Raw genomic sequence first — 22,215 nt, 5'->3', positions numbered from 1 at the left:
GGAAGTTGCATGGCCAAAGGAACCGGTAAAGTACTCGCCGTCAATAAAAAGGCGAATTTTGATTACGCAATTGAAGAAACGATTGAAGCAGGCATCGTGCTAAAAGGAACGGAAATCAAATCGATCCGCAAAGGGAAAGTCCAGTTGCGTGATGCCTTTATATTAATCCGTAATAACGAAGCATGGCTGTCGAATATGCACATCAGTCCATATGAACAAGGGAATATCCATAACCATGATCCCGTTCGTGTGCGAAAATTACTGTTGCACAAAAAACAGATTGCTTCGCTCACAGGCACGATGAAACAACAAGGCTATTCGATCATCCCGTTGAAAATGTATATTAAAAACGGCTTCGCCAAAGTATTGATTGGTGTAGGTAAAGGGAAGAAACTCTATGATAAGCGCCAAGACTTGAAAGAAAAAGAGCATAAGCGCGATATGCAACGAGCATTTAAAGCCAATCAACAAGATTGATATTCAAGCCGATTTATTATATACTATAAATAGTTTCAAGTACGACCCGCCGTTTTAAGTGAAACGGGCCTGGGTTCCGGACTTTCCTTCGGGGACGTTACGGATTCGACAGGGGTGGTCTGGGCTTGAGCCGCGCGTCGGAGGGATCGTCTCCGTCAGAAACGACAGTTAATAATAACTGGCAAAACAAACAACAACCTAGCATTCGCAGCGTAAGCTGTTGAATCTACCTTCCGTTTCCATCGCTCATGTGGAGGCGTAAGGTTCACTTATAGTGAGCTACGATGACATCTGCATTCTGAGGGTGTCATAAGAGATTCCCGGAATAGCGCACAGGACGCCCTGATTGATGGCAGAATGCTTGCGCGAAACCTAAATAATCGATCTACACGCGTAGACGCTGAAGTAGCAGAGCCTTTGGACGTGGGTTCGACTCCCACCGTCTCCATTATGAGATTAAGGTGTAATAAGATGTAAGGGATATTGTACAAGAGAACCTCTTGTGTGATATCCCTTATTTTTAAAAATAAAGTAAAACGATGTTTAAATCATCATGCTCATTACATACTTACACATATACATAATCTGAAAGGATGTGGTATGTGTGGATGAGAAGGAGGAAAATGAAATGGCCATTTTAAAAGACAATCAGGCAGATAGTAAAAAAATACTGACAGAATCTATAAAAGAAGTAAACCAAATGAGAAAGGGAAAGCTACCCAAACATTCATATAAGGATATGATGAATCGAGTGAGGAAGAGCTTAGAAGAAAAATAATGAAGTATAAAGTGCTTGGTGTTAAAGCGTTCGAAAAAGAGCTTTTAAAAATCGCTAGAAAATATCCAGTAGTGGTTGATTTAGTGGATTCCCTTTTTGCAGATTTTGAAGAAGGTAAATTATATGGGGACCGAATTCCCAGAACCAAAGGAAATGTCGTATATAAAACGAGATTGAGTAATCCAAATGCAAACAAAGGAAAGAGTGGCGGATTTCGGGTGATATGGTATTTAGTCACAGCCGACTTAGAAATATATCCGTTAACCATTTACTCTAAAAACGAACAAGAAGATATATCTGTAAACGAAATCATACGAATAATAGATCGAATTTTAGAAAATGAATTGTAGTGAAGCAGCTATACGAAGACGTTGAATACATCTGAAAATATATCCAGTGATGAATCGGTTTTCTATACTTTTTCGATGAAGGGATATTGTACAAGAGTGAGCTCTTGTACAATATCCCTTATTTTAATAAAGGGGATGTAAGCTGTGACAGAAAAAACGGATCGACTTTCACTGTTAAAAAAGAATGTCGATCAACGACGACCACTTTCAAAAGGACTTATTCGTAGCTTGAAAGAAGACTTTTTAATTAAAAATACATATCACTCCAATGCGATTGAAGGAAATAGGCTAACAGTTTATGAAACGAAAGCGGTGCTAGAGGACGGCATAGTTATTGCTGGAAAATCCATGAGAGAGCACCTAGAAGCTATTAATCATAAGGAAGCTATTTTAGTTGCAGAAGAAATAGTGCAGCAAGATCAGCCCCTCTCGGAAATAGTGATTAAAGAATTGCATGGCATCGTCTTGCATTCAATAGACAGAGCAAATGCAGGGAAGTATAGAGAGCAGAATGTAATCATATCAGGTGCCTCTTATACTCCACCTGATGCTGTAAGTAGTTCCACAGATCCATGATGAACTAATTCTACTTGCCATCGACGAAGGGCGTATCAGCGATAAATATGTCGCCTTCGATGCCACACATTTTGAGGCAAGAGATCGAGTCCAAGCCGCCAAAAAGAAAAAGAAGCAGGTACCGAAAAAGCACGGACGGAAGCCGAAGGCCGAACGTGAACAATGGTTAAAGGAAAAGCAGGCTGAAGAAGACGCACGTCCGATTAATGAGAAAGAGATTGCAATAGGAAGAATTAAAGGTTTTGCCTTTTTGAATTTGCATCCGTCAAAGGATTAATATTAATATTGTATTTTATTTTAATGTCCATCTTCTTGTAAAGTTCAATCCATTTTTTTTCATCCATTGGTTTTGAGAATGGTTTTAATGTATGAATGCCTAGCTGTAATGGATCCACATTCAATTCTTGCATCTTTTTTACTAGTTCTTGTGTTTGTTTTTCAAGATTGGATTGGATATCTTTTTTAAAATCTTCTAAATCCTGTGGGTCAAATAATTGCTTTTCTCCCCGGTATTCTTCAATTCTTGAGTCTATATTCACTGTATAGGTCATTGTAGACAAGCTTTTATTGATATCCACTTTCGTTTTAGACCTAACATGACCGAGAACAACTTGTAATTTTGGAATCGGTAAAACTGCTAAGTAGTGATCGTTGTGTAACAGTTGGAAGATACGATCATCAAAAGTTGTTAGTATTTCAACTAGTTTATCATTTTGAAACAGGGCTGTACCTTTATAGCTGATAGCGTCATTTTCTATTTTGAATACAGGTAAGAAAGGATCTGAATAAGGAGTATATAACAAATTTTTAAATTCATGTAGATTAACGACACTTAATTCTCCCTGATTTTTTTCCTCATAGTGCTTCAGCATTTGGTAAAAAGAGTAATCAAGATTTTCTTGTTTGTCCAATTGATTTTCCAAGTATTCTTCAAAATTTCCTTTTACGATAACTAAATAGATTCTCAAAGAAATATCCGGATCAGTCAATAACACATTAATAATGGACATAATCCCCTCGTTTCTTCCGAGGTCTTCATTAATTATCAGCATTCGCATTTGCCCAAATTTCATTTCCTGGTAGAAGTTTAAATTAAAACTCCTTAGTACCTCCTTTATTAAGCTTACTTCTTGCGTCACTACACTCTTTTTTTCTTTGCTTAGAGAAGGCAAAATCGTACTGATTTTTATTTTACCTTCATCCCCTTTACTAAGTGATAAAAATGTCACTGGAGTAAGCTCTTCAATAATGTTATTTTCAGTAAAAGGGGCACATCCAGTTAACCATAACGCCATAAATATGATTGACAATTTTTTAGCCATCTTCTTTCGTAGTCTCATGTTTATTAACCCCCTTTATCTTCATCACTACGATCATAGTAATTGGAACCACTAAGTAACTTAAGCTTCCTGCTAAAATTTGAAGATTAAGTAAAATAACCTGCTTTTCATCTGACTTCCAAATCCATTCATTCACAAGAATCATTCCAATTAAAATAATGAATACACTGAATAAAAAGCCTACTCGACTGGGTGGTCTCTCCATTTTCCCACTAGCTATTTTAGATGCTCCATAAAACAACAGTAGAAAAATTGAAACCGCAAAGACGATGTTAAATAATTCTAAAGAAAGCATGACCATATCAATACGTTCAATTACTGGATTTTGAAAATAACGGGCCATAGTGACAACTGGAAATTGACTTTTGCTTAAATAATTGGAACCGAAATAGAATAAGGACGCCATATATAAGAATACATACTCTATAACGGTTAGAGCATTGCCATAAGACAAATAGCGAAATGTCTTATTATTTGTTTTAAACCACGGTCCCAAAAATACCAGAAATTCAGGCCCTGAAAATGAAGATAAAATTAAAAATATTCCTTTCCAGGAATTCACACTTAATTCCATTGGAATAATTGGATACAAATCACTGAGTTGAGCTATTGGAGGAAAGAAGAAAAAAGCAAAGAATAAGAACATCCAAAATGTACACAAAAATGAAATCACGACAAAACGTATAGTTTTTTCAACGCCCTTCCATGCTACATACAAACAAGACAACATAATAAAAAAGATCAGCCAATTTGAATCTGTAGCTGGAAACATAAATATTTGAACCATTTCCGAGAATCCTAACATGATCACGAAAAGTTTAAGCAGGATAAAGAACAACCCGATGAATGAGAGGAGTCGTACAAGTTTTTTTCCGAATAATTGGACAAATCCGTTGTACCCTTCGCTAGAAATCCGGGTTAAAAACCATTTGGATAAAAGAAGAATGTTTAGTTGAGACAATATGCCGACCGCTATAATCACCCAAATCATATATGAATGGATCAAAAACCTTGGCATAATCAAAAAAAAGTAAAGCATTTGGAGGCGATTTACCATCAACATGACATAGAACCCATTATAGGTTTCATTCTTATTAAATAATTGAAGGGCTTCCATCAGTTCATCTCCTAGTTTGATATCTCTTCATCTTCAGAGGTTTAAGATGTTCTGGACGCTCTTTCATTTTGACTAAAGGCCCTCGAATGAATAGGTCAAGCCAATCTTTTCCGTAGAAAGGGGCAACAGGAGATAAATATGGCTGCTTGAGTGAAGACAAGCCATTAAGGTGGGCTAAAATGATAATCATTGCCAAAACAATCCCTACTATCCCAAGAAACGAAGAAAATATAAGAAGAATGAATTGAATCAATGAATTCGCCTTTGTCACAAGGTAATTAGGAACAAGAAAAGATCCAATAGTTGAAATCCCTACCAAGACAATTAACACCTGACTTGCCATACCAGCCTCAACTGCTGCTTGACCAATTACAATGCCCCCAATAACCCCAAGCGTTTGACCAGTCTTTGTTGGCATCCTTAAACTTGCTTCTTTTATAATTTCAATAAAAATCAACATGATAAATGCTTCCCAAAAAGGAGTGAACGGAAGCTTGCTCCTTGACTCCACCAAGACGAAAAGTGTTTGTAAAGGAATCATTTGATAGTGATGAGTTGTTAATGCCACGTAGAATGGGATCAATGTGATAGACAGAATAAAACTTACATATCGGATGATGCGCAAAAAACTGGCAACTACCCATCGATTAATATAATCCTCTGGTGATTGGAACAAATGAAAAAAAGTAATTGGGGCAACGAGAGCAAAAGGTGTATTGTCTACCAGAATCGTAATTTTTCCTGATCCCAGAGAATAAGCAACAACATCAGGTCGGTCAGTTTGCTGAAACTGAGGAAAAATACTATCTTGATGTTCCTCCATGAATTCCGCTACTTGAGAAGAATCAGATAAGAGATCATAATTAATTTCCGAAATCTTCTTTTTGGCGGTTGAAACAAATTCTGGATTGGTCAGCCCTTCTATGTACAATAAAACCACATTTGTCTCACTTAAAGAACCAACGGTGAACTTCTCTGTTTTCAGATCATGTGTTAGAAGACGTCTACGAATGAGCGTAATATTTTGTTCTAGCTGTTCACTGAAGCTGTCTTTTGCTCCTAAAAGGATGGTTTCAGTATCGGATGGTTCAATTGCACGTCCAAGTGGATTTTCTAAAGGGATAGCGAACCAAAGATTTGACGAAGAGTCAAATAACAAAACAGAACCTTTAAACAGCTGCTTTTTTGCCTCATTAAAAGTGGAAATGGGGCTTATTGTTGAGTGAACATTGCATTCCTGAATGAATTGTTTGGAACAGTTAGATAAAGGTTTTAGAATGCTTTCATTTAATCTTTCTTGGTCAATCAGAGTTCTTACGTAGATAAGATCAACATGTTGATTTTCAGAAATGTTAATTTCCACAAATTCCGCATCATCCATTTGAACGAGGGCTTTTTTTAGAGTCTCTATTGATATTTCTGATTCTGCGTTTGATTGAGAAACAGGCTTATTTTCATCTGATTGTTTTTTCCAAAACATGTACATTCCTCACTTCTATATGTTAAAAAGAATTTTTTGGAAGAACGGTAAAATTCGATATTAATTCCATTGTTGGCTTTTTAAGCTTGAAATATACGAAACTAAATTAATAAGATGCAGAGGCACAAGTAGACATTAAAGAAGCGATAATGCGAGCGGACTCGATTGAATTGGGGCTGTTATTGTCTAATATTTTCTGTTATGAATCTGTCGAAGATGTTTGGGATTATATTCAGTAAGGGTTTAGATGAGAGTTCTTTTATGAAAAACAAGTAACCGATCTATAGTTGTGTACGAAGCTGCAATTCTCCATAGCGGGTTGGAAAATACCTTCACTGATGGCAATGGAGCTCGTTTGTTGTTGAGGACGGTATTTGTGTTTTATTAGATAGAGCTCAACATAATTAAAGGTACCTGTATAACACAGGTACCTTTTTGATATTAAACCTCTATCCCCGCAATCCCAAATCCTCCAGGACCAGAATGTGACGAAATCATCGCACCCGCTTCAATCCAAAGACTATTCTCGAATCCTTTTTTTCCTGCAATGTCATTGATCCGTTCTTTAATAGTCTCACTAAGGCCGATAGAGTATATGAAATATATTTGTTGTCGATCAATGTCATATTGCTGTAAATAGTCTAGCAGTAAACTTTCAGCCACTTTGCTCATGTTCCCACGATATTTTTTAGTCGAAACAAGCTTCCCTTCCACTAATTCAATACACGGTTTGATTTTTAACAAAGCCCCGCCTAGATACGCCATATTACTGACTCGTCCGCCAGCCCGTAAAAAATCTAAGCTACCCGGAAGAAAGGCAAGTCTCGCTTTTGGAACCTTTGCTTCGATCTTTTCTAGCAAGTGGACAGGATCCATTTCAGGTTCTTCCTCCAGCAGAGCAACCGCATACATAATCACCGCAGTTAATCCGCCTGTGACGTTTAATGCATCGATTAAATAAATATCCTCTACATCTTCCGCTGCTGTTAACGCATTTTGATAGGAAACAGACGCCTTTGATGTATACCCTACATGAACGATTGTACTATGAGGAAATTCTGTTCGAATCTTTTTGAAAAACTCTTGATACTCATGGGTGTTAGTGGCGGCGGTAGAAGGTATCTTTTTAGTGCGGTCATAAAAATCAAATATTTCTTGTACGGGTAGATGACCGTCTAAATAGTCCTGACCATCCATGATGACGTGCATGGGTACTACATGGATGTTGTGTTTCTTCGAAAGAAATTCTGGTAGATCAGCACCGCTTTCGGTTGTTAGGATGATTTTTTTCACTATGTGTCGCCTCCAGTTCGTATTTTATTGGGTGTGTGGATATTGAGTTTAGTTTAACTATACAGGATAGAGAGATGATATATGTTTGGATTTATGAAATATATAGGAGTGTAGTTCCTCCTAGTATACTGATTATTTTGTCAAGTGTTGTCGCTATTCTATTATAATGGTAGGATGTGGATAGAACGTAAATATCAAGTATGTGGGTGATGTATTGATTATATATGAATCGACTAAAGAACAATTTGTTGGTGATGTCGTAAATGAACTGTTGATTGATCGTCTATATAGCTCCTATCAAAAGAAGATAGGGAGAACGAGTAAAGCGGAGATTCGTTCGTGGGAAAATTCTTTGCAGAAAATGTCCAATGTGATGCAGGATGACGATATACCGCGCGATGCAGCAGTCGCTATTGAATTCAACATTCCTAATACATCCAAGCGGGTGGACTTTCTTATTGCGGGTAATGACGGGACGCAAGATCATGTAGTCATTGTAGAATTAAAGCAGTGGGAAGAAGTAGAGAAAGTACCATCCCGTGATGCGTTGGTTCGCACATATGTCGGTGGAGGCGTTAGAGAAGTCGTCCATCCCTCCTATCAGGCATGGTCGTATGCGGCTCTCATTGAGGATTTCAATGAAAACGTACAGCAACAAGAAATTCGTTTGGAACCGTGTGCTTACCTACATAACTATCGAAAAACAGATAATGATCCGTTAACAGATGATCACTATGCAGAACATCTAGAAAAAGCACCTGTTTTTGTTAAAGGTGAAATTTCCAAGTTGCGGACATTCATTAAAAAGTACATACGCGAAGGTGACCGCAATCATTTAATTTATCAGATTGAAAATGGTAGAATCCGACCGTCAAAATCTCTTCAGGATGCATTGAACAATATGTTAAAAGGAAATGAAGAGTTCATCATGATCGATGAGCAGAAAGTGTTTTATGAAGAGGCATTCCACTTAGCGCTCAATAGTATCCGGACAGGAACTAAACAAGTGATGATAGTGGAAGGGGGACCCGGTACAGGTAAATCTGTGCTGGCTATTAATTTAATGGTGAAGTTGATAGCTGAAGAACTGGTGGCGATGTATGTAACGAAGAATGCTGCGCCGCGGCATATTTATTCTACAAAGCTGAAAAAGGATTTTAAAAAGTCCCATATTGATAATCTCTTCAAAGGATCTGGCAGCTTTACAGAAGTAGAGTCAAATGAATTTGATATTTTAATCGTCGATGAAGCTCATCGATTAAATGAGAAGTCAGGCTTATTTCGTAATTTAGGAGAGAATCAAGTTAAAGAACTAATTAAAGGCTCTCAATTTACAATTTTCTTTATTGATGAACATCAGAAAGTTACCATACACGATATTGGCAGTATAGAAACGATCGAGAAATATGCAAAAGAACTAGGTGCTGAAATTATCTCACGTGAGCTAGTGTCACAATTCCGTTGTGGCGGATCAGACGGCTATATTGCATGGCTGGATGATGTATTGCAAATTAGACATACTGCAAACATCAATGATATGGGGATGGACTACGATTTCAGGATTTTCGATGATCCGAATGAAATGCTTGAGGAAATTGAAAAGCTGAATGAAAGAAACAATAAATCACGTCTGATGGCGGGGTACTGCTGGGAGTGGCCGAAATCCAATCGGCGTGATGTAGATCATTTTGACATTACGATTCCGGAGCATGATTTCGGTATTAGTTGGAACATAGAAAATACGTGGGCTATAGAGAACTCGTCTGTTCGTGAAGCCGGGTGTATCCATACAGCTCAAGGACTGGAGTTTGACTATGTCGGTGTGATTATAGGGGACGATCTCCGCGTGGAGGACGGGAAACTGGTCACGGATTTTACTAAGCGCGCAAAGTCGGATCAATCACTGAGAGGTATTAAGAAGCTAGCTAAAGAAGATCCTGAAAATGCTTATGAGGTGGCTGACCCGATTATCAGAAATACGTACCGTACGTTGATGACACGGGGGCAAAAGGGATGTTTTATTTATTGCACTGATCCTGAGTTGCAGTCTTATTTGAAGGACCGATTGAAGAGAGTGACAGCGAATCGTAGGGATCAGGAGCAGTTGCTTTATTTGGTAGATGATCGAGAAGATTATTAGTATGATAGCAAAAAAAATAACCGCACTTCAAAAATATATACGAGGAGATATACTTATGAAAAAAATAATTAGCATATTTAGTTTTTTGTTAGTCTTTATTATAGCTGCACCAGTTGAAGCAAATGATAGTTTTAGAGATGTTAAACCTTCCAATCAGTTCTACACATCAATTGAATGGGCTACTCATAACGATCTGTTAAAAGGCTATGACAATGGTACATTCAAACCCAAAAATAATCTGACGGAGGCACAGTTCACTATAATATTGACACGTTATTTAAATCCTATACTTACAAATAATATATACCCTGGATTTGAACGAGAAGAAGTGTATGAATATATCGGGTCTTATAACTTACCTATCAAAGGTATTAAAGATGAAAAGGTTAGAAATCGTCCGTATACACGTATCGATGTGGCGAAGGTTTTTGCAACTTTGGCGACTGGAAATAAAGTTTCTGAAAAACAAGCTGTTGACTGGATGTATGAAGCAGGTATTACAACTGGAAAAGGTGTTAGTTCGAATAGATACAAGGATTTTGGTGGCGGCGACTTTTTGAAAAGAGAACATATATCTGCCTTTTTCAAGAGACTAAATGATAGTCCAGCTTTCGTTTATCCTAATACACCACGAAGCGCATTTGAAAAAGCTTCTAATTTTGCTGCAAAAGATTATAAGTTAACAGATCTTCAACAAGCTAATTTCGACAATGATTCTTCTACAATCCAATACGTTGCACAATACAGACATAAATCTGCCTATGAACGTGCGTTACGTTTTCAATTTAAAGTTTTAACATATGACAAAATGAAAAAGACTTGGACAGTGTCTACTGAATACAAAATAGGAGACTATGATGATGTATACTTGGACGTAATATCAATAGGGAAAAATCAAAAAGAAAATCAAGTGCTGATTTATTCTTTAGAAGGTAGTTCAGCAATGCTAACTGCCAGAGTTCTAGGTTATACATCTAATTCAGGTTTCCACGTCGAGGAAATACCTTCAGCGTTCTATCAAGGAAACTACAAAGTAATAAATAGAGAGCTTAATTTATTTGAAGGAGACAAATCGAAAGTAGCTTATATATGGGCTGATGGTAAGTTACTTAAGACAGACGTTAGTATTGTTCAACCAGAGAAAAATGATATTGTAATTACGTATGATCAAGACCAGTACGATATCATCCACAGCAATATAGAGGCATTTGACACTATATATGCAAAAGTTGGTCAAAAACTTCACTTCATTCAAAAGACATCTTATCTAGAAGACTATAGAGTAAGAGTCATGTATACAATGGACACCGATATTGTTAATTACGATACAGGAAAGTTTATAAAAGAAGGAACACTTAAAGTGCATATTTTGCCTAATGGTTCTTGGGAAGGTGCACATGAATTTTTTGTGAGTGTTACTAAGTGAGTGAAGCTTAATGAAATATTTATCATCAGTCAATAAAGGAATACCTGTGTTAGATATAATAAAGAAAGTTATACGCAGAGGTATCTTTGTTTAAATTGCGGTCACAATATTCAGTAGGGAGAGATTTAAATATGAAGAAACTATTAGCAATATTATTAACTGCTGGATTACTCGCGGCGTGCGGGAGTGAAGAAACTACTACCATCACACCGGATGAATTTAAGCAAATTGAAGAAGGCATGTCAGTGGATGACGTGAAGAAAGTTGTCGGCGGTGAACCTGAAAGTATACGAGAAATCGATGCTGCTGGCATGGTAGAATATGAGTACGTAGGAGAGAACGGAATTGAAGATGATTCATATGTTTCTTTACTTTTCAAGGATGATAAATTAGATACAGTTATCGAAAGAGGCATTGTAACGAAGTCCGAATCTATTGATCCGGAAAAACAAAATGTTGAGCCAATTGAAAAACAAGAAGTAGAACGAACGGACGAAATCAAGGAAGTAGTGAAAGATAAAGTGGAGTCAGACTATGATTCGACATCAATCAAGGAAATAACAGTGAACGAAGATGCGGGAAAAGGTGAAGGATACATCGTTCTTGCTTACCTATCATTTGATGCAAAGAACAGATCCAAGACAACGAAAGATATGGTCACTCTGTATGGCCAAGATTTAGGTGCGACATTAGCTGACCAGCCTGATATTAACGAAGTGACAGTCTTTTGGGAAGCTCCATATCTAAAGGAAGGCGACACAGTTTATAAATTAAATATGCAACGGAATGGCGAAGGTATGTCTATTGAAAGTGAGAACTTCGATCAAGGTGTATTTGATTAAAGGAGCATGAAACAATAAGATTAGGTAGCCCTGTGAGAAAAAACTGAATGTTTAAATTACTATTAAATTTTTATGTGCAGATACCTTAATTCAAGATTATTAATCCCAAATAAGGAGGAATATTATGTTTGATAATCCCGATTTAATACAGGCTAGCACACAGCTAGCTAAGTATCTAACCCAAAAAGGCGCAGCAGCGGTTAGAGAAAAAATGAGTATATCTAAAGAGAAAGATACTGATAAAGAAAGAATTAATGTTTTGGAGGAAATAATACAGGATTTAATTGACGATAAGAATGACTTGATTCAGATCGCACAAGTATATGATGAACAATTGGTAGCTCAAAAAATTTCGGAAGATGATATTGAGTACATCACAACTAATATCATTCCATTATTCGAAAAGCTCCTTCCTAATACGGAAGAAAATACAGATAAAGGTACGGAAGGAGATGCAGAAGATAAAAAGAATGAGCTTGAGATATTTAAACCCTTACTATCAAAAGAAACATTTAATATTCTCCAGCTTCTCGGTTTCAATTATAAACAAGCAATTGGCGAACCATTAACCCAACTTGTAAATAGTATGATTGATTCTCAAAAAACTGTCTCTAAAGATGAAAACTTAGAAAATCAAAGAATTTCCTATGAATATGAAACACAACTTTTGAAAATGGTTAACGATAAAGAAGCTTTTAAAAGGTATCAAAGAGTCATGAATAAAGAGTAGATTAAATAAGAAAATAAGATACTGGAGCTAGTATAGATGTATATACACAAGTTAGTTAAGTCTCTATCCTACTAAATAGAGAGGACGTGTCCGGAATGAAACAAAAACGTTATAACCAGGAATTCAAACAAACAATCGTCGAACTCTACAGGTCTGGCACATCTGTGAGTGATCTCAGCCACGAATATGGTGTATCTGAAGTAACAATCTATAAATGGATCAAAGCTCATTCCCCAATTGAAAATGGAGGCGGTCTAACTCCTGCTGAAATTGCAGAGATTCAAAAGGAAAACCTTCGCCTTCAACAGGAGGTCGAAATCCTAAAAAAGGCTATGACCATATTCGCGAAAAAGTGACCGACCAAGAGATTATCGACCATATCGAACAGGAAAAGGGGAACCATCCGATTCAAGTTTTATGTGACGTGCTAGACATACCAAGAAGTACATACTATCAATCCTTCCATAAAGTGCAATCAACGCACGTAATAGAGAACGAGTCAATTTGAGCGCGCATAAAAATTGAAAAGCAAGTACCAGGTCCACACACAATTCGGAAACAATTCTGAGTTGAACTAGAGTTGTGTGAGGACCTGGTGCCTTTAATGACGGAGGGATAGTATGTCTGAAACCTTGATAGCAGCACTTTTAGGTTCCATATTTACACTAATAGGTCAAATATCTAATATATACTTTTCTAAACTCAAAGTGGATTCGAATCTTAGACAAAAAGAAACTCAATCAAAGCGTGACAATCTAACAGAAGTATATCATTCCTTAATCTCCACAATCAATTTTTATCCTAATGAATCACCAAGTGATGTTCTGAGCAATATTGAATATGCTCCTGTATATTCCTTAGAGAATTTTGAAACTATGTTAATATCATTAGAGATTCAAATTGAAGATTATAAAAACCAGTTAGATAATCTAGATAATAACTTTGAACAAAAAAATGATTTACAAGTGAGAATATCAAATCGAGAATATGCAAAAAAGAGGATAATTAGGATTCAAGATGAATATTACAAAGCAAGGGATAAGTACAAGTCATTTTCTGAATCTGGAAAATCGATTTTTGATCTTTATGCAGGACAAAACGTTAGAAATGCTCTAATTAACTTTGATGTTATTATACACAATGTATTCATTTCAGGATCGCCTGCCGGAGATGGAGATGATCCGTTAGAAAATGATATCGATTTAGCTCGTAAAAATTTAATTGATAGTATGAGAAGTGATTTAGAGAGTAAATAGAAACTTGTAAAAACAATTGATAGTAGTAAAGATATATGAATTATACTTTAGGTATCTAAATTAGAAACAAAAGTGAATGTTTAAACAATCATGAAAGTTTCATGCACCTTCACTTTCTGATTTAGAAAGTGAGTATGTAGGACAGTTGCGGCTGGAGCTGCTGAAGCGTATGGACAATGGCATTCAGAAAAATAATGAAAATTAATTAAATTGGGGTGATTATTTTTGTATAAGACATTCGAACAATTAAAAAGGGAAGGCAGAAGTGTAATTCATAAAAAAAATATAAATATACATTCGTATGAAAGTAGTTCATTAGTTTTTAACCATATGACAATAGATGAAGGAGAACCAATAGAATATTTGCAAACAATTCAACAACATAAAGGTGTAAGAACAGGTTTAATTGTTTTAACATCAAAAAAGGTAATAGTAGGATTTAATAAAGGATTAATAGGAGGAGAAGTTAACGCCTTTTTATATAAGCAAATTGCAGGCGTTGACTTTTCAAAACGATTATTATATGAAACTATGACTATTAACTCAACCGGTGAAAAAGCATTGAAGTTTCAATGTACTAAATCAGAAATAGTTGCCGATTTGATTCGAAAAAAGATTGATGAATTAGATAAAAAATCAAATGTGCAGACAATAATTAACGACGATTTTACTGTCCGCTTAAAAAGACTTCAAAACCTAAAACTTGAAGGAGCAATTACTGAAGATGAATTTAATAAAATGAAGGCATCAATATTGAAAGAACTTACCTAATTTAAAAATCCCTACACCAAAATAAAATAAGGTACCTGTGTGAGAAACAAACGTGAAAGTTTAAACAATCACGAAAGTTTCTAGCGTAGGTACCTTTCATTCGAAGGAGCTTTTCAACTCTTTAATCATCCAACATTAGTTAATTGTTCTTCCTTCAATTCTTGACTTTGATAATATTCTTGGGCTAATAGTGTCGTTTTGAACTCTACAGTCGGATCGATTTCTTCTACTACTTCTTGCAACTCGTGAACAGTTGTTTCGAAAAATTCTTTTCTCAAGTTTACTTTATTGACTCGCTGTTTTTGTAATAGTTGATGTAGTTGATTTTCAAGGCCTACTGCATCATTACTGAAAATCATAGCATGGATATCGAATTTGAACGGCACGGAGGCACTTCCCAGTTCATCAACGCGTTCCTGTGGATTTAACCTTCTTGTCATGCCGATTTTGAACATGTTATCTCCAAATGAACCTAAGTTGGATATCACATAAACATATCCGGCTTTACCATTTGCAAGTCTAGTGATTTCTTCCTTCTTCGCTTCAAGTTCATTCTGCTGATTTTCCAACTCTTGAATACGGGCTTCTAGGCTTGAAATTTTATCGGTATCCGTTTCAGATAACAGTAGTTCTCTGTTTCGTTCCATTTCAACTAAGAACTTTGCTTCTTCTTGCTCCAGCTTTTTCTGTTGTTCTTTCAGTGCTTTTCTTTCAGCGGCATCTTGCCTCATCTGTTCACGAATCGCTTGCTGCTCCTCTTTTTCACGTTCGCGTTTTGCATAATAGTGGTGTTCTATTTCTATCGCTTCCAAGAAGATTGGTTCAATCTCTGTTAGAAAACGAGTGATTGTAGGTAAAATTTGATTATTGCCGTCTGCACAGATCGTTAAGTATTTTCTTACTAAAGTACGAACATTATCTTGTGCTTCTTCGAGTTTTGAGTAAGTAAGTGTAAATAAGATGTTTTGTAATTCCGCCTGCAGGCCTATTACCATTAACTGATAAATAGTCTTGTTTCCCTTGGTTGTATAACGGTCAACATAGGTATCCAGTACTTTGCTCATCTCCCGCTTATTACGGGTCATTTCTTTTCTGAGTTCTTTCGAGTTTTTATAATGACAATTAAGCTCAATCAAATTTTGCAACAAGCTTTCTTCGTCATAAAATTGACTGACTTTACGTACCTCTTCCTCCAACTTAGAATAATCAATGACGGATGGAAAACGATCAGTCAGTGTTTTGATTCCCAGTATTTCTGCTTTTGCTTTAATAATTTTGTTGGTGTTTGTTTTCAATTGTTTTTCGGATTTCTCATTATCGGCCAATAGTTGATTGCGCTCATCAATATATTTTTGAACATCCTTTAGTATATTTGCTGCATCATAAGCTGCAATTTCTCTAATCTTTTCAGCTTCAGTATTTGCTTCCTTAATCTGCTGGTTCATTTCATCTCGTACTTCATTTCTAAATTCTTCTTTACGTTGTCCAAATAATTCTTTACTATTGACAATCTCATCTTTAATGAAATCTAATTCCTCTTTACTGTTAGTAATCTTATCTTCTAACTCTTTCAATTCAGCGTTAAAGATATCTAATTGCCTATTCTTATCTTCCTCTAAAGTGAACAGCACTTCATATTCCTCAAAAACTTTATTGTTCTTCTTTATTGCTTTCCGCAACTTCCAAGCAATTATAGGGCCAACAATAAATATTGCCTCTGGGAATACGAATGCGAGTAAAGATAGAATAATTAATAATACGCTCCATGTCTTTTCAAACCATTTTAATTTGTCATATGACTTTTGGGAAGATAATGTCTGTAGGTCGTCAGGCAGTTGTTTCTTTAACTCTTTTTTACTCAATACAAAAACCCCTTTCATTTTTTCGAATAGTAGTAACCAACAACATCAATTGATAGTAATCGACTTGTTTATGCAGAAATACGATACTTTTTACAGTATATGAAACTATTATACCAGTTCTTGTGAACTGAAGAGATAAATGTCACAATATAGATAATTAAGAGACATAGGTTATATATTTTTAAAGCTTTTTTATCGTTATTATCTGAAGGTCAGAATAAGTTCCCGCAAAAATCAGAACCAATTTTGAATCGATTTAGATTTATAGGTGGACCTAGTGCTATTTGTTAGAAAATATCAGGCATTAAAGATGCCATTTGTATGAGAAACAAACGTGAATTTTTAAACAATCATGAAAGTTTCATGCGCAGGTACTATTCACTTTTTCGATTCAAAATTTAATTAGAGGGGATTATTTTGGATAAGTAACAAGGAGAAGTAGAATCTAATTCAAAAATGTCTTAACGAGAGTATAGTGACTTACTTCTGGTGTCACGGTAATATATGAGTATCAAGTAAATAGATATGATATAGAAAGCGAGCATATACAAAATGGAGTTATTTTTTGCCACCCTATTATATATCCTAAAATTGAAAGCCTTCTGGTTCCTCGTTGTCATGGTGGTTCTAATCACCGTCGTTCAGTTGCAATTGCCAAAATGGCGAGGCGCTGTCGGTGAGCGAATCGTGCAGAAACGACTCAAAAAACTAGGCGAAGAGTACCAGGCTTATCATGATCTCTACGTCGAGGACGCACAGTATGGATTGACGCAGATCGACCATGTTGTCGTCTCTAAATATGGCCTGCACGTCATCGAAACCAAACACTATAAAGGATGGATCTTCGGCAGTGAAAATCAGAAATACTGGACTCAGGTCATCTATAAAAATAAACAGAAATTCTACAATCCGATAAGGCAGAACTATGGTCACATAGAAGCGCTCAAAAGCCATCTGAACTTGCCCAATCTGCCTGTATGCTCCATCATCGCTTTCTCTAATGTGGTCGAATTCAAATTCAAAGAACCGTTTCGGTCAGCTGATATTGTCCATTATCGTGGATTGGTGAAAGCAATCAAGCAAGATGATAGACCTCGTCTCACTGACAATCAGATGAACAGTATAATCAATAACCTAGATCAGCTTGCAGATCTTCCGAAAGAGGAAAAGAAGTCGATCAGGAAAGCGCACTTGCAGCAGGTGCGGAAGAAGTATAACGCCACGCCAGAAAGGAAGTAAAGTAGTGGAGTGGTAGATACAGTGAAAGTAGTAGACGAAGCAAAATAACGTGTCGGTGTGAAACAATCATGAAAGTTTCACGCTCATGTGACGTTCACAAAGTTCTGTGTGAACTTGATAGCTCCATTACTATTCGAACTATTACTTACCTCTCACCACTACTAAAATCAAGAACCGGTGGTATGTATATTTCTATATCCGGTTTCTTGGCCACGCCTAGTTCATTGATATAGTTTTCAAAATTCGTTGCGTTAAACAAAGTCGATGGTCTAAGGAACGCATTAAATTCACGGTGGTTCAACCACTGCTTGGCCTTTAGATCAATGACACGAATAAAGTCTTCCTGTGTGTAGCCTTCTTTGATTCGACCGTTGATGAATTTACGGGTAGCAGCGGACTCTGCTTTAAAATGTTTTCCGGTTTTGTCATTTAGGTACTGGATCACAGAATGTGCGACGTAGAGATTCTTCTCGACAATGGTTTTATTCTTTTTATTCTTAAGTTCTTTGGTTATAGGCCGTCCCATAGTGGGATACGCCTTCGTACCAGTATGGGTTTGCACAGCATCCAAGTGTGAGTTGACAGTCGTCTCATGTTGGGGTGGTGGAGTGTCCACTTTTGGGTCTACCAATATCTCATTTGGCGTATACGAAAATGGCAGTCTTTCATAATCGATTCGGTACCATTTTGTGTTGTCGATTTTCATCTTATTGTGCTTGGAAGTGGAAATCAGATAACCTTTTTGTTCTAAGTCGTACGTTATCCGTTTAATCGTGTTTAACGACCAAAACGGAAATTCTTCCATCCAGTCGTCGTATGTATTGAACACCCATTTATGACCGTCGCGGATATTTTTTGAAATATTTAAACGGTAGTGAAGTTGTTGCAAGAATATCGCAGCATTTAATCCCACCTTCATTGCCAATGAAGGTAATAATAGAATTGGATCTTCGTTAATTAATAATTTCATATGGTGGTCCCCCTAGAGTAAAGTGTTGTAAGAGTATCTATTTAGTACTCCTCATACTTCATATAGAGAGTTTTCTAGAAAAGGATACATCGTCTTTCTAAATAGATAATAGGGCGCATATAGTATTTCTGAATGAATGTTGCAAGTTCCGTTATGGAGACGCATTAATGAATAAGGTACCTATTAACCAATACGATAGAGAAACTGTGGAAATCAGTTGCTTTATCGTTTTTTAGTTCTTGAAAATAAAATGAAACTATATACAATAACCTACGTCTATAGTGAGAAGAAGTGCGTAAAGATAAGAAAATAAAGAAATGAAAAAAAATTATAGTTTGAATTGGCTACGTTAGCGATGAAGTACGGTCTCACTATTCGTAGAAAAATAAACATGAATGTTTGAACAATCATGTAATTTTTACACACAGGTATATTTCACTAATAGGAAATAACATAGTACAGACATTTCAGTCCTTTTAGCTTATGATAGACATAACCAGGAAAAATGGGATTACTGGAAAGAAGATGTTATAAAAATGTTAGCTGTGTGAGAAACAAAAGTGACTGTTTAAACCATCATGAAAGTTTGACGCACAGGTATCTTTAATTAGAGGATTAGAAAGAAGTGTGCATAGGATATGGAAGTTATTATAGTTAATATAGTTAATATATGTACAGTTTTGTCATTGATAATTAGTTTTGGCACTATTATAGTAACGCGTAAAGATAAAAAAGAATACCAAAAAAAAGTGCTAGAGATGAATAGGCTGATAGATGAGAAAAATAAGGAATATGAAAATTTATTAGGCAAACAAAAATCTGAGTTTAAATCTAAATTACATGAGCTGAATAAGTTAGGGAAATTAGAAAAAGAGGCTCCAGAAGTTATAGATAACATAAATAGCTGTTTGCGTATTTTAAATAATTTGAGAGAAAAAATGGATAGGTTCGAACCTACAAAGCAATGTATAACGGAAGCTAATATTCAAGTTACCGAATTAGAAAAGACAATTAGCCCTATCGTATCGCAAAAAATCTTACCAAGAACCGAAAGTATATTAGAAATTAGAAGTAAATTGAATAGTATTGAGAGATACTCTCTAAACAATGCTAATAGCTACCTATTAGATAAAGAGAAAATCACTACAGAGATTTCAAGTCTTGAATTAGTATTTAAAGGCGAAATTACTCATATACATAAAAATTTAGAAGATGTCAGAAATAAGCTATCTGATTTAGTTTAATGTTAGTGTTTAGTATAACATGACTTATACTACCCAAATATTAATCTAGAAAATGAAATAAGGTACCTATGTGAGAAACTTTGACGAATGTGTAAACAATCATGAAAGTTTTACGCACAGCCAATAATCAAGTACTATGTTACGATCGATATTGATTGCATTGATACATCATTAGCAACGGTTACAGGGGCTCCTTCGCCTAGGGGTTTCTCATTCAATTTCCTAAACGACATTGTAATTGAAATCACTGAAGCAGGGACATCATTTGTTTCGACCTAGTTGAAGTTGCTCCTCAATATGTTTCTACTGGCACCACGACTTGGATAGCAGCAATGACAATGCTGAACTTTATGGGCCATATTCTAAAAAACAAGAAAACCATACTAACTAATAAAAACTACTCTAGCCATGCAGCGAATATATTTTATTCGGTACATGGCTTTTTTGAGTGGGTACCAGGTCCCGATACAAATTAGAAACAATTCTGAATTGAACTAGAGTTGTGCGGGGACCTGGTACCTATTGTTATTGTAATGTTTACCAGAGTACATATAAGGTAATAAGACAGTAACGCATGAATCTACTACGTGATATATGAAAATATAACAGGAGTGAGAATGAATGAAAAAAGTACCCGAAACAAAAGTTAAATTAACTGATGTGAAGGAACTGATCAATTCAGGATATAATCTTTTAGGTGAGTTGCGTAAAGACGTGAGTGCACCTGTTGTAAAAGCTAGTTTTTTAACGAAGGAAATCACGGCCATTTACGGGGAAGAAGCTGCTCGTACATTTTATAATCCGGAGTACTTTACACGAACTGGCGCTATGCCCAAACCAGTGTTGAAAACTTTGTTTGGTGAAGACGGTGTACAGACGTTAGATGGAGAAGAGCACCATCATCGCAAGAACTATTTCATGGATTTGATGACTCCCGATAGAATGGAAGAGTACCGTGAGTTGTTAGCGGAGAATGTATCAAAGGAGCTAGACAAACAGCACGGTGAATTTGAGTTGTTTGACCTCGCCAATAGAGTGTTGTTTACTACCATTTCAGAATGGGCTGGTATTAACTTGGAAAAGTTTGATACAAAAATGGTAGAAAAGCTTGCAAGAAACCAAATTTCCATGATTAGTGGCGCGGTTACTTCTCCAATTGATCATGTAAAAGGAGTGACGGATCGCAAGGAGTCCGAAAAATGGGCTCAGGATCTCATAGAAGAAGCAAGAAAGCACCCCGTTCCGGGAAAAGAACATTTGGCTTTGTATGTTTTTGCCAATGCGACTAATCTCGACGGAGAATTGTTACCGGTGGAAGTAGCAGCAGTTGAGTTGTTAAATATCATCCGTCCAACTGTAGCATTAACTGTCTGGGTGGCATTGATGGGGCACGCGCTTTTCGCTAAGAGAGATATTTTTGAAGAGTTGAAAGCTAATTTCGACAACTTACAAGATTCTTTCATTCAAGAAATGCGTCGTTACTATCCATTTTTCCCCATGCTACCTGCGATTACTGTGAGAGATGTAGAAGTGGATGGGTACTTGATTCCGAAAGATAGCTGGGTGGTGCTGGATCTTTACGGAAGTAACCATGATGAGCGAACCATCGCTTCTCCAGATCAGTTTGACAGTAGACGATATGTAGGGAAAGCGAAAGATATTTCTTATGAAGAGCAATATGAAATGCTTGCACAAGGTGGCGGGAAGTTCAGAGAAATGCACCGTTGTGCGGGTGAATGGATTACTCTTCACAGCCTGCGCGTCTTTTCTGACCAGTTAGTGAATAAATACGAATTTACTGTACCGGAGCAAGATTGGACGATTCCGATGAATCAGTTCCCAACTTATCCGAATAGCAAAGCATTGTTGTTCAAAGAGTAAACCGTTTATCTGTATAACACGAAAAGTAGGTACTAGTTGGATGAAATAACTAGAGGAGCTTTCTGATCGAAAATAGATCAGGAAGCTCTTTTTTGACTGGAAAAAGAAAGTGCCAGGTCCCAACACAAATCAGAAACAATTCTGAATTGAATCAGAGTTGTGCGGGGACCTGGTACCGTTTGTGAAGAAGCCTTGATTAATACGAAAATAATATATAGTATAGAATGTATTCAATTGCCATAATTGATAGAATACTTTATTTCCTGAAAGTCCTGTTTACTGTGAACGAATAGGAAAAAGATATTCAACAAGAAAAAATACATCAAAATCCTAGACTCCACAAAACAAGTTGTAACCGTCAAGTAGAATTCAACAGTTTTCGATAAATAACTTTCAACAGTTTTCATCAATTAAGACTCAACACTTCATTCTGTAAAAAGGGT

21 protein-coding genes, 1 other RNA gene and 1 pseudogene are annotated in these 22,215 nt (G+C 36.3%); 17 read left to right on the top strand and 6 right to left on the bottom strand.

The window, feature by feature from the left end; translation table 11 throughout:
* Window positions 1-9 precede the first annotated feature (9 nt).
* The 6 genes and pseudogenes from smpB to H605_RS19425 all read left to right on the top strand — a co-directional run.
* Window positions 10-477 (top strand): SsrA-binding protein SmpB, encoded by a 468-nt coding sequence (smpB, locus tag H605_RS0109820; RefSeq protein ID WP_029054058.1) that lies wholly within the window; start codon window positions 10-12, stop codon window positions 475-477.
* Window positions 478-567: 90 nt separating this feature from the next.
* Window positions 568-928, top strand: a transfer-messenger RNA (tmRNA) gene (ssrA, locus tag H605_RS18655).
* A gap of 177 nt (window positions 929-1,105) precedes the next feature.
* The gene (locus H605_RS18930; protein WP_155979509.1) at window positions 1,106-1,255 is read left to right on the top strand and encodes a hypothetical protein; all 150 of its coding nucleotides are present in this window, start codon (window positions 1,106-1,108) and stop codon (window positions 1,253-1,255) included.
* Window positions 1,255-1,605 (top strand): type II toxin-antitoxin system RelE/ParE family toxin, encoded by a 351-nt coding sequence (locus H605_RS0109810; protein ID WP_051210545.1) that lies wholly within the window; start codon window positions 1,255-1,257, stop codon window positions 1,603-1,605. The genes H605_RS18930 and H605_RS0109810 overlap by 1 nt, the downstream gene beginning before the upstream one ends.
* Window positions 1,606-1,749: 144 nt before the next feature.
* Entirely contained in the window at window positions 1,750-2,181 is a 432-nt protein-coding gene (locus tag H605_RS17720) for a Fic family protein (protein ID WP_051210544.1), read from the top strand.
* Window positions 2,180-2,401: pseudogene (locus tag H605_RS19425) on the top strand (IS5/IS1182 family transposase); the annotation flags it as partial. The gene H605_RS17720 and the pseudogene H605_RS19425, both read left to right, overlap by 2 nt.
* Before the next feature lie 13 nt (window positions 2,402-2,414).
* Here the strand turns inward: H605_RS19425 and H605_RS0109800 are convergent.
* From H605_RS0109800 to H605_RS0109785, 4 genes are all read right to left on the bottom strand, one after another.
* Window positions 2,415-3,503, bottom strand: coding sequence for a Ger(x)C family spore germination protein (locus H605_RS0109800; protein WP_232321255.1), 1,089 nt, complete (start codon window positions 3,501-3,503; stop codon window positions 2,415-2,417).
* Window positions 3,496-4,638 carry a GerAB/ArcD/ProY family transporter gene (locus tag H605_RS0109795; protein WP_051210543.1) on the bottom strand — a complete coding sequence of 381 codons (1,143 nt, stop codon included), beginning with the start codon at window positions 4,636-4,638 and terminating at the stop codon, window positions 3,496-3,498. The genes H605_RS0109800 and H605_RS0109795 overlap by 8 nt, the downstream gene beginning before the upstream one ends.
* Window positions 4,639-4,642: 4 nt before the next feature.
* Complete coding sequence (locus tag H605_RS0109790; protein WP_029054054.1) at window positions 4,643-6,118, bottom strand: spore germination protein; 1,476 nt, start codon at window positions 6,116-6,118, stop codon at window positions 4,643-4,645.
* A 441-nt stretch (window positions 6,119-6,559) separates the two neighbouring features.
* Complete coding sequence (locus tag H605_RS0109785; RefSeq protein WP_029054053.1) at window positions 6,560-7,411, bottom strand: DegV family protein; 852 nt, start codon at window positions 7,409-7,411, stop codon at window positions 6,560-6,562.
* 214 nt (window positions 7,412-7,625) lie between these two features.
* On the opposite strand from H605_RS0109785, the gene H605_RS0109780 reads away from it, so the two are divergent.
* The 7 genes from H605_RS0109780 (at window position 7,626) to H605_RS0109750 (ending at window position 14,576) form a co-directional block, all read left to right on the top strand.
* Window positions 7,626-9,551 carry a DUF2075 domain-containing protein gene (locus tag H605_RS0109780; RefSeq protein WP_029054052.1) on the top strand — a complete coding sequence of 642 codons (1,926 nt, stop codon included), beginning with the start codon at window positions 7,626-7,628 and terminating at the stop codon, window positions 9,549-9,551.
* Between the two features lie 55 nt (window positions 9,552-9,606).
* Window positions 9,607-10,977 carry an S-layer homology domain-containing protein gene (locus tag H605_RS0109775; protein WP_162141897.1) on the top strand — a complete coding sequence of 457 codons (1,371 nt, stop codon included), beginning with the start codon at window positions 9,607-9,609 and terminating at the stop codon, window positions 10,975-10,977.
* A 131-nt stretch (window positions 10,978-11,108) separates the two neighbouring features.
* On the top strand, window positions 11,109-11,819 hold the full coding sequence (locus H605_RS0109770) for a hypothetical protein (RefSeq protein WP_029054050.1): 711 nt from the start codon (window positions 11,109-11,111) through the stop codon (window positions 11,817-11,819).
* Between the two features lie 124 nt (window positions 11,820-11,943).
* Window positions 11,944-12,549 carry a hypothetical protein gene (locus tag H605_RS0109765; protein WP_029054049.1) on the top strand — a complete coding sequence of 202 codons (606 nt, stop codon included), beginning with the start codon at window positions 11,944-11,946 and terminating at the stop codon, window positions 12,547-12,549.
* 95 nt (window positions 12,550-12,644) lie between these two features.
* A complete protein-coding gene (locus H605_RS0109760; RefSeq protein ID WP_029054048.1) occupies window positions 12,645-12,905 on the top strand; it encodes a transposase in 261 nt (86 codons plus the stop codon).
* Window positions 12,906-13,169: 264 nt separating this feature from the next.
* Entirely contained in the window at window positions 13,170-13,805 is a 636-nt protein-coding gene (locus H605_RS0109755) for a hypothetical protein (RefSeq protein WP_029054047.1), read from the top strand.
* A 330-nt stretch (window positions 13,806-14,135) separates the two neighbouring features.
* Complete coding sequence (locus H605_RS0109750) at window positions 14,136-14,576, top strand: PH domain-containing protein (RefSeq protein WP_156875519.1); 441 nt, start codon at window positions 14,136-14,138, stop codon at window positions 14,574-14,576.
* 125 nt (window positions 14,577-14,701) lie between these two features.
* Here the strand turns inward: H605_RS0109750 and H605_RS19225 are convergent, their stop codons facing one another.
* A complete protein-coding gene (locus H605_RS19225; protein WP_198040337.1) occupies window positions 14,702-16,438 on the bottom strand; it encodes a GIY-YIG nuclease family protein in 1,737 nt (578 codons plus the stop codon).
* A gap of 618 nt (window positions 16,439-17,056) precedes the next feature.
* Here H605_RS19225 and H605_RS17715 point away from each other — a divergent pair.
* Window positions 17,057-17,677 carry a nuclease-related domain-containing protein gene (locus tag H605_RS17715; RefSeq protein WP_162141896.1) on the top strand — a complete coding sequence of 207 codons (621 nt, stop codon included), beginning with the start codon at window positions 17,057-17,059 and terminating at the stop codon, window positions 17,675-17,677.
* A gap of 145 nt (window positions 17,678-17,822) precedes the next feature.
* On the opposite strand, the gene H605_RS18405 is transcribed toward H605_RS17715, so the two are convergent.
* The gene (locus H605_RS18405) at window positions 17,823-18,647 is read right to left on the bottom strand and encodes a conserved phage C-terminal domain-containing protein (RefSeq protein ID WP_051210542.1); all 825 of its coding nucleotides are present in this window, start codon (window positions 18,645-18,647) and stop codon (window positions 17,823-17,825) included.
* 638 nt (window positions 18,648-19,285) lie between these two features.
* Between H605_RS18405 and H605_RS0109730 the strand changes: the two genes are divergently transcribed.
* The 3 genes from H605_RS0109730 (at window position 19,286) to H605_RS0109725 (ending at window position 21,772) form a co-directional block, all read left to right on the top strand.
* Entirely contained in the window at window positions 19,286-19,891 is a 606-nt protein-coding gene (locus H605_RS0109730) for a hypothetical protein (RefSeq protein ID WP_029054044.1), read from the top strand.
* A 123-nt stretch (window positions 19,892-20,014) separates the two neighbouring features.
* On the top strand, window positions 20,015-20,170 hold the full coding sequence (locus tag H605_RS19735) for an arginase family protein (protein WP_081657914.1): 156 nt from the start codon (window positions 20,015-20,017) through the stop codon (window positions 20,168-20,170).
* A 342-nt stretch (window positions 20,171-20,512) separates the two neighbouring features.
* Window positions 20,513-21,772 carry a cytochrome P450 gene (locus H605_RS0109725; protein ID WP_029054043.1) on the top strand — a complete coding sequence of 420 codons (1,260 nt, stop codon included), beginning with the start codon at window positions 20,513-20,515 and terminating at the stop codon, window positions 21,770-21,772.
* Window positions 21,773-22,215: the final 443 nt, after the last annotated feature.

The sequence above is a fragment of the Sporosarcina ureae DSM 2281 genome, assembly GCF_000425545.1.
GTDB classification, from domain to species: Bacteria; Bacillota; Bacilli; order Bacillales_A; family Planococcaceae; genus Sporosarcina; species Sporosarcina ureae.
Note: the sequence above shows the minus strand (reverse complement) of the source record. Positions and strands in the feature narration are given on the sequence as shown.

Excerpts from the sequence above, each read along its gene's own strand:
- H605_RS0109750 (WP_156875519.1), top strand. The coding sequence starts at position 14,136 with ATGACAATAGATGAAGGAGAACCAATAGAATATTTGCAAACAATTCAA.
- H605_RS0109725 (WP_029054043.1), top strand. The coding sequence starts at position 20,513 with ATGAAAAAAGTACCCGAAACAAAAGTTAAATTAACTGATGTGAAGGAA.
- H605_RS0109730 (WP_029054044.1), top strand. The coding sequence starts at position 19,286 with ATGGAAGTTATTATAGTTAATATAGTTAATATATGTACAGTTTTGTCA.
- H605_RS0109790 (WP_029054054.1), bottom strand. The coding sequence starts at position 6,118 with ATGTTTTGGAAAAAACAATCAGATGAAAATAAGCCTGTTTCTCAATCA.
- H605_RS0109760 (WP_029054048.1), top strand. The coding sequence starts at position 12,645 with ATGAAACAAAAACGTTATAACCAGGAATTCAAACAAACAATCGTCGAA.
- H605_RS0109770 (WP_029054050.1), top strand. The coding sequence starts at position 11,109 with ATGAAGAAACTATTAGCAATATTATTAACTGCTGGATTACTCGCGGCG.
- H605_RS18930 (WP_155979509.1), top strand. The coding sequence starts at position 1,106 with ATGGCCATTTTAAAAGACAATCAGGCAGATAGTAAAAAAATACTGACA.
- H605_RS0109755 (WP_029054047.1), top strand. The coding sequence starts at position 13,170 with ATGTCTGAAACCTTGATAGCAGCACTTTTAGGTTCCATATTTACACTA.
- H605_RS0109775 (WP_162141897.1), top strand. The coding sequence starts at position 9,607 with ATGAAAAAAATAATTAGCATATTTAGTTTTTTGTTAGTCTTTATTATA.
- H605_RS17715 (WP_162141896.1), top strand. The coding sequence starts at position 17,057 with ATGGTGGTTCTAATCACCGTCGTTCAGTTGCAATTGCCAAAATGGCGA.
- smpB (WP_029054058.1), top strand. The coding sequence starts at position 10 with ATGGCCAAAGGAACCGGTAAAGTACTCGCCGTCAATAAAAAGGCGAAT.
- H605_RS18405 (WP_051210542.1), bottom strand. The coding sequence starts at position 18,647 with ATGAAATTATTAATTAACGAAGATCCAATTCTATTATTACCTTCATTG.
- H605_RS0109810 (WP_051210545.1), top strand. The coding sequence starts at position 1,255 with ATGAAGTATAAAGTGCTTGGTGTTAAAGCGTTCGAAAAAGAGCTTTTA.
- H605_RS0109765 (WP_029054049.1), top strand. The coding sequence starts at position 11,944 with ATGTTTGATAATCCCGATTTAATACAGGCTAGCACACAGCTAGCTAAG.
- H605_RS0109800 (WP_232321255.1), bottom strand. The coding sequence starts at position 3,503 with ATGGCTAAAAAATTGTCAATCATATTTATGGCGTTATGGTTAACTGGA.
- H605_RS0109795 (WP_051210543.1), bottom strand. The coding sequence starts at position 4,638 with ATGGAAGCCCTTCAATTATTTAATAAGAATGAAACCTATAATGGGTTC.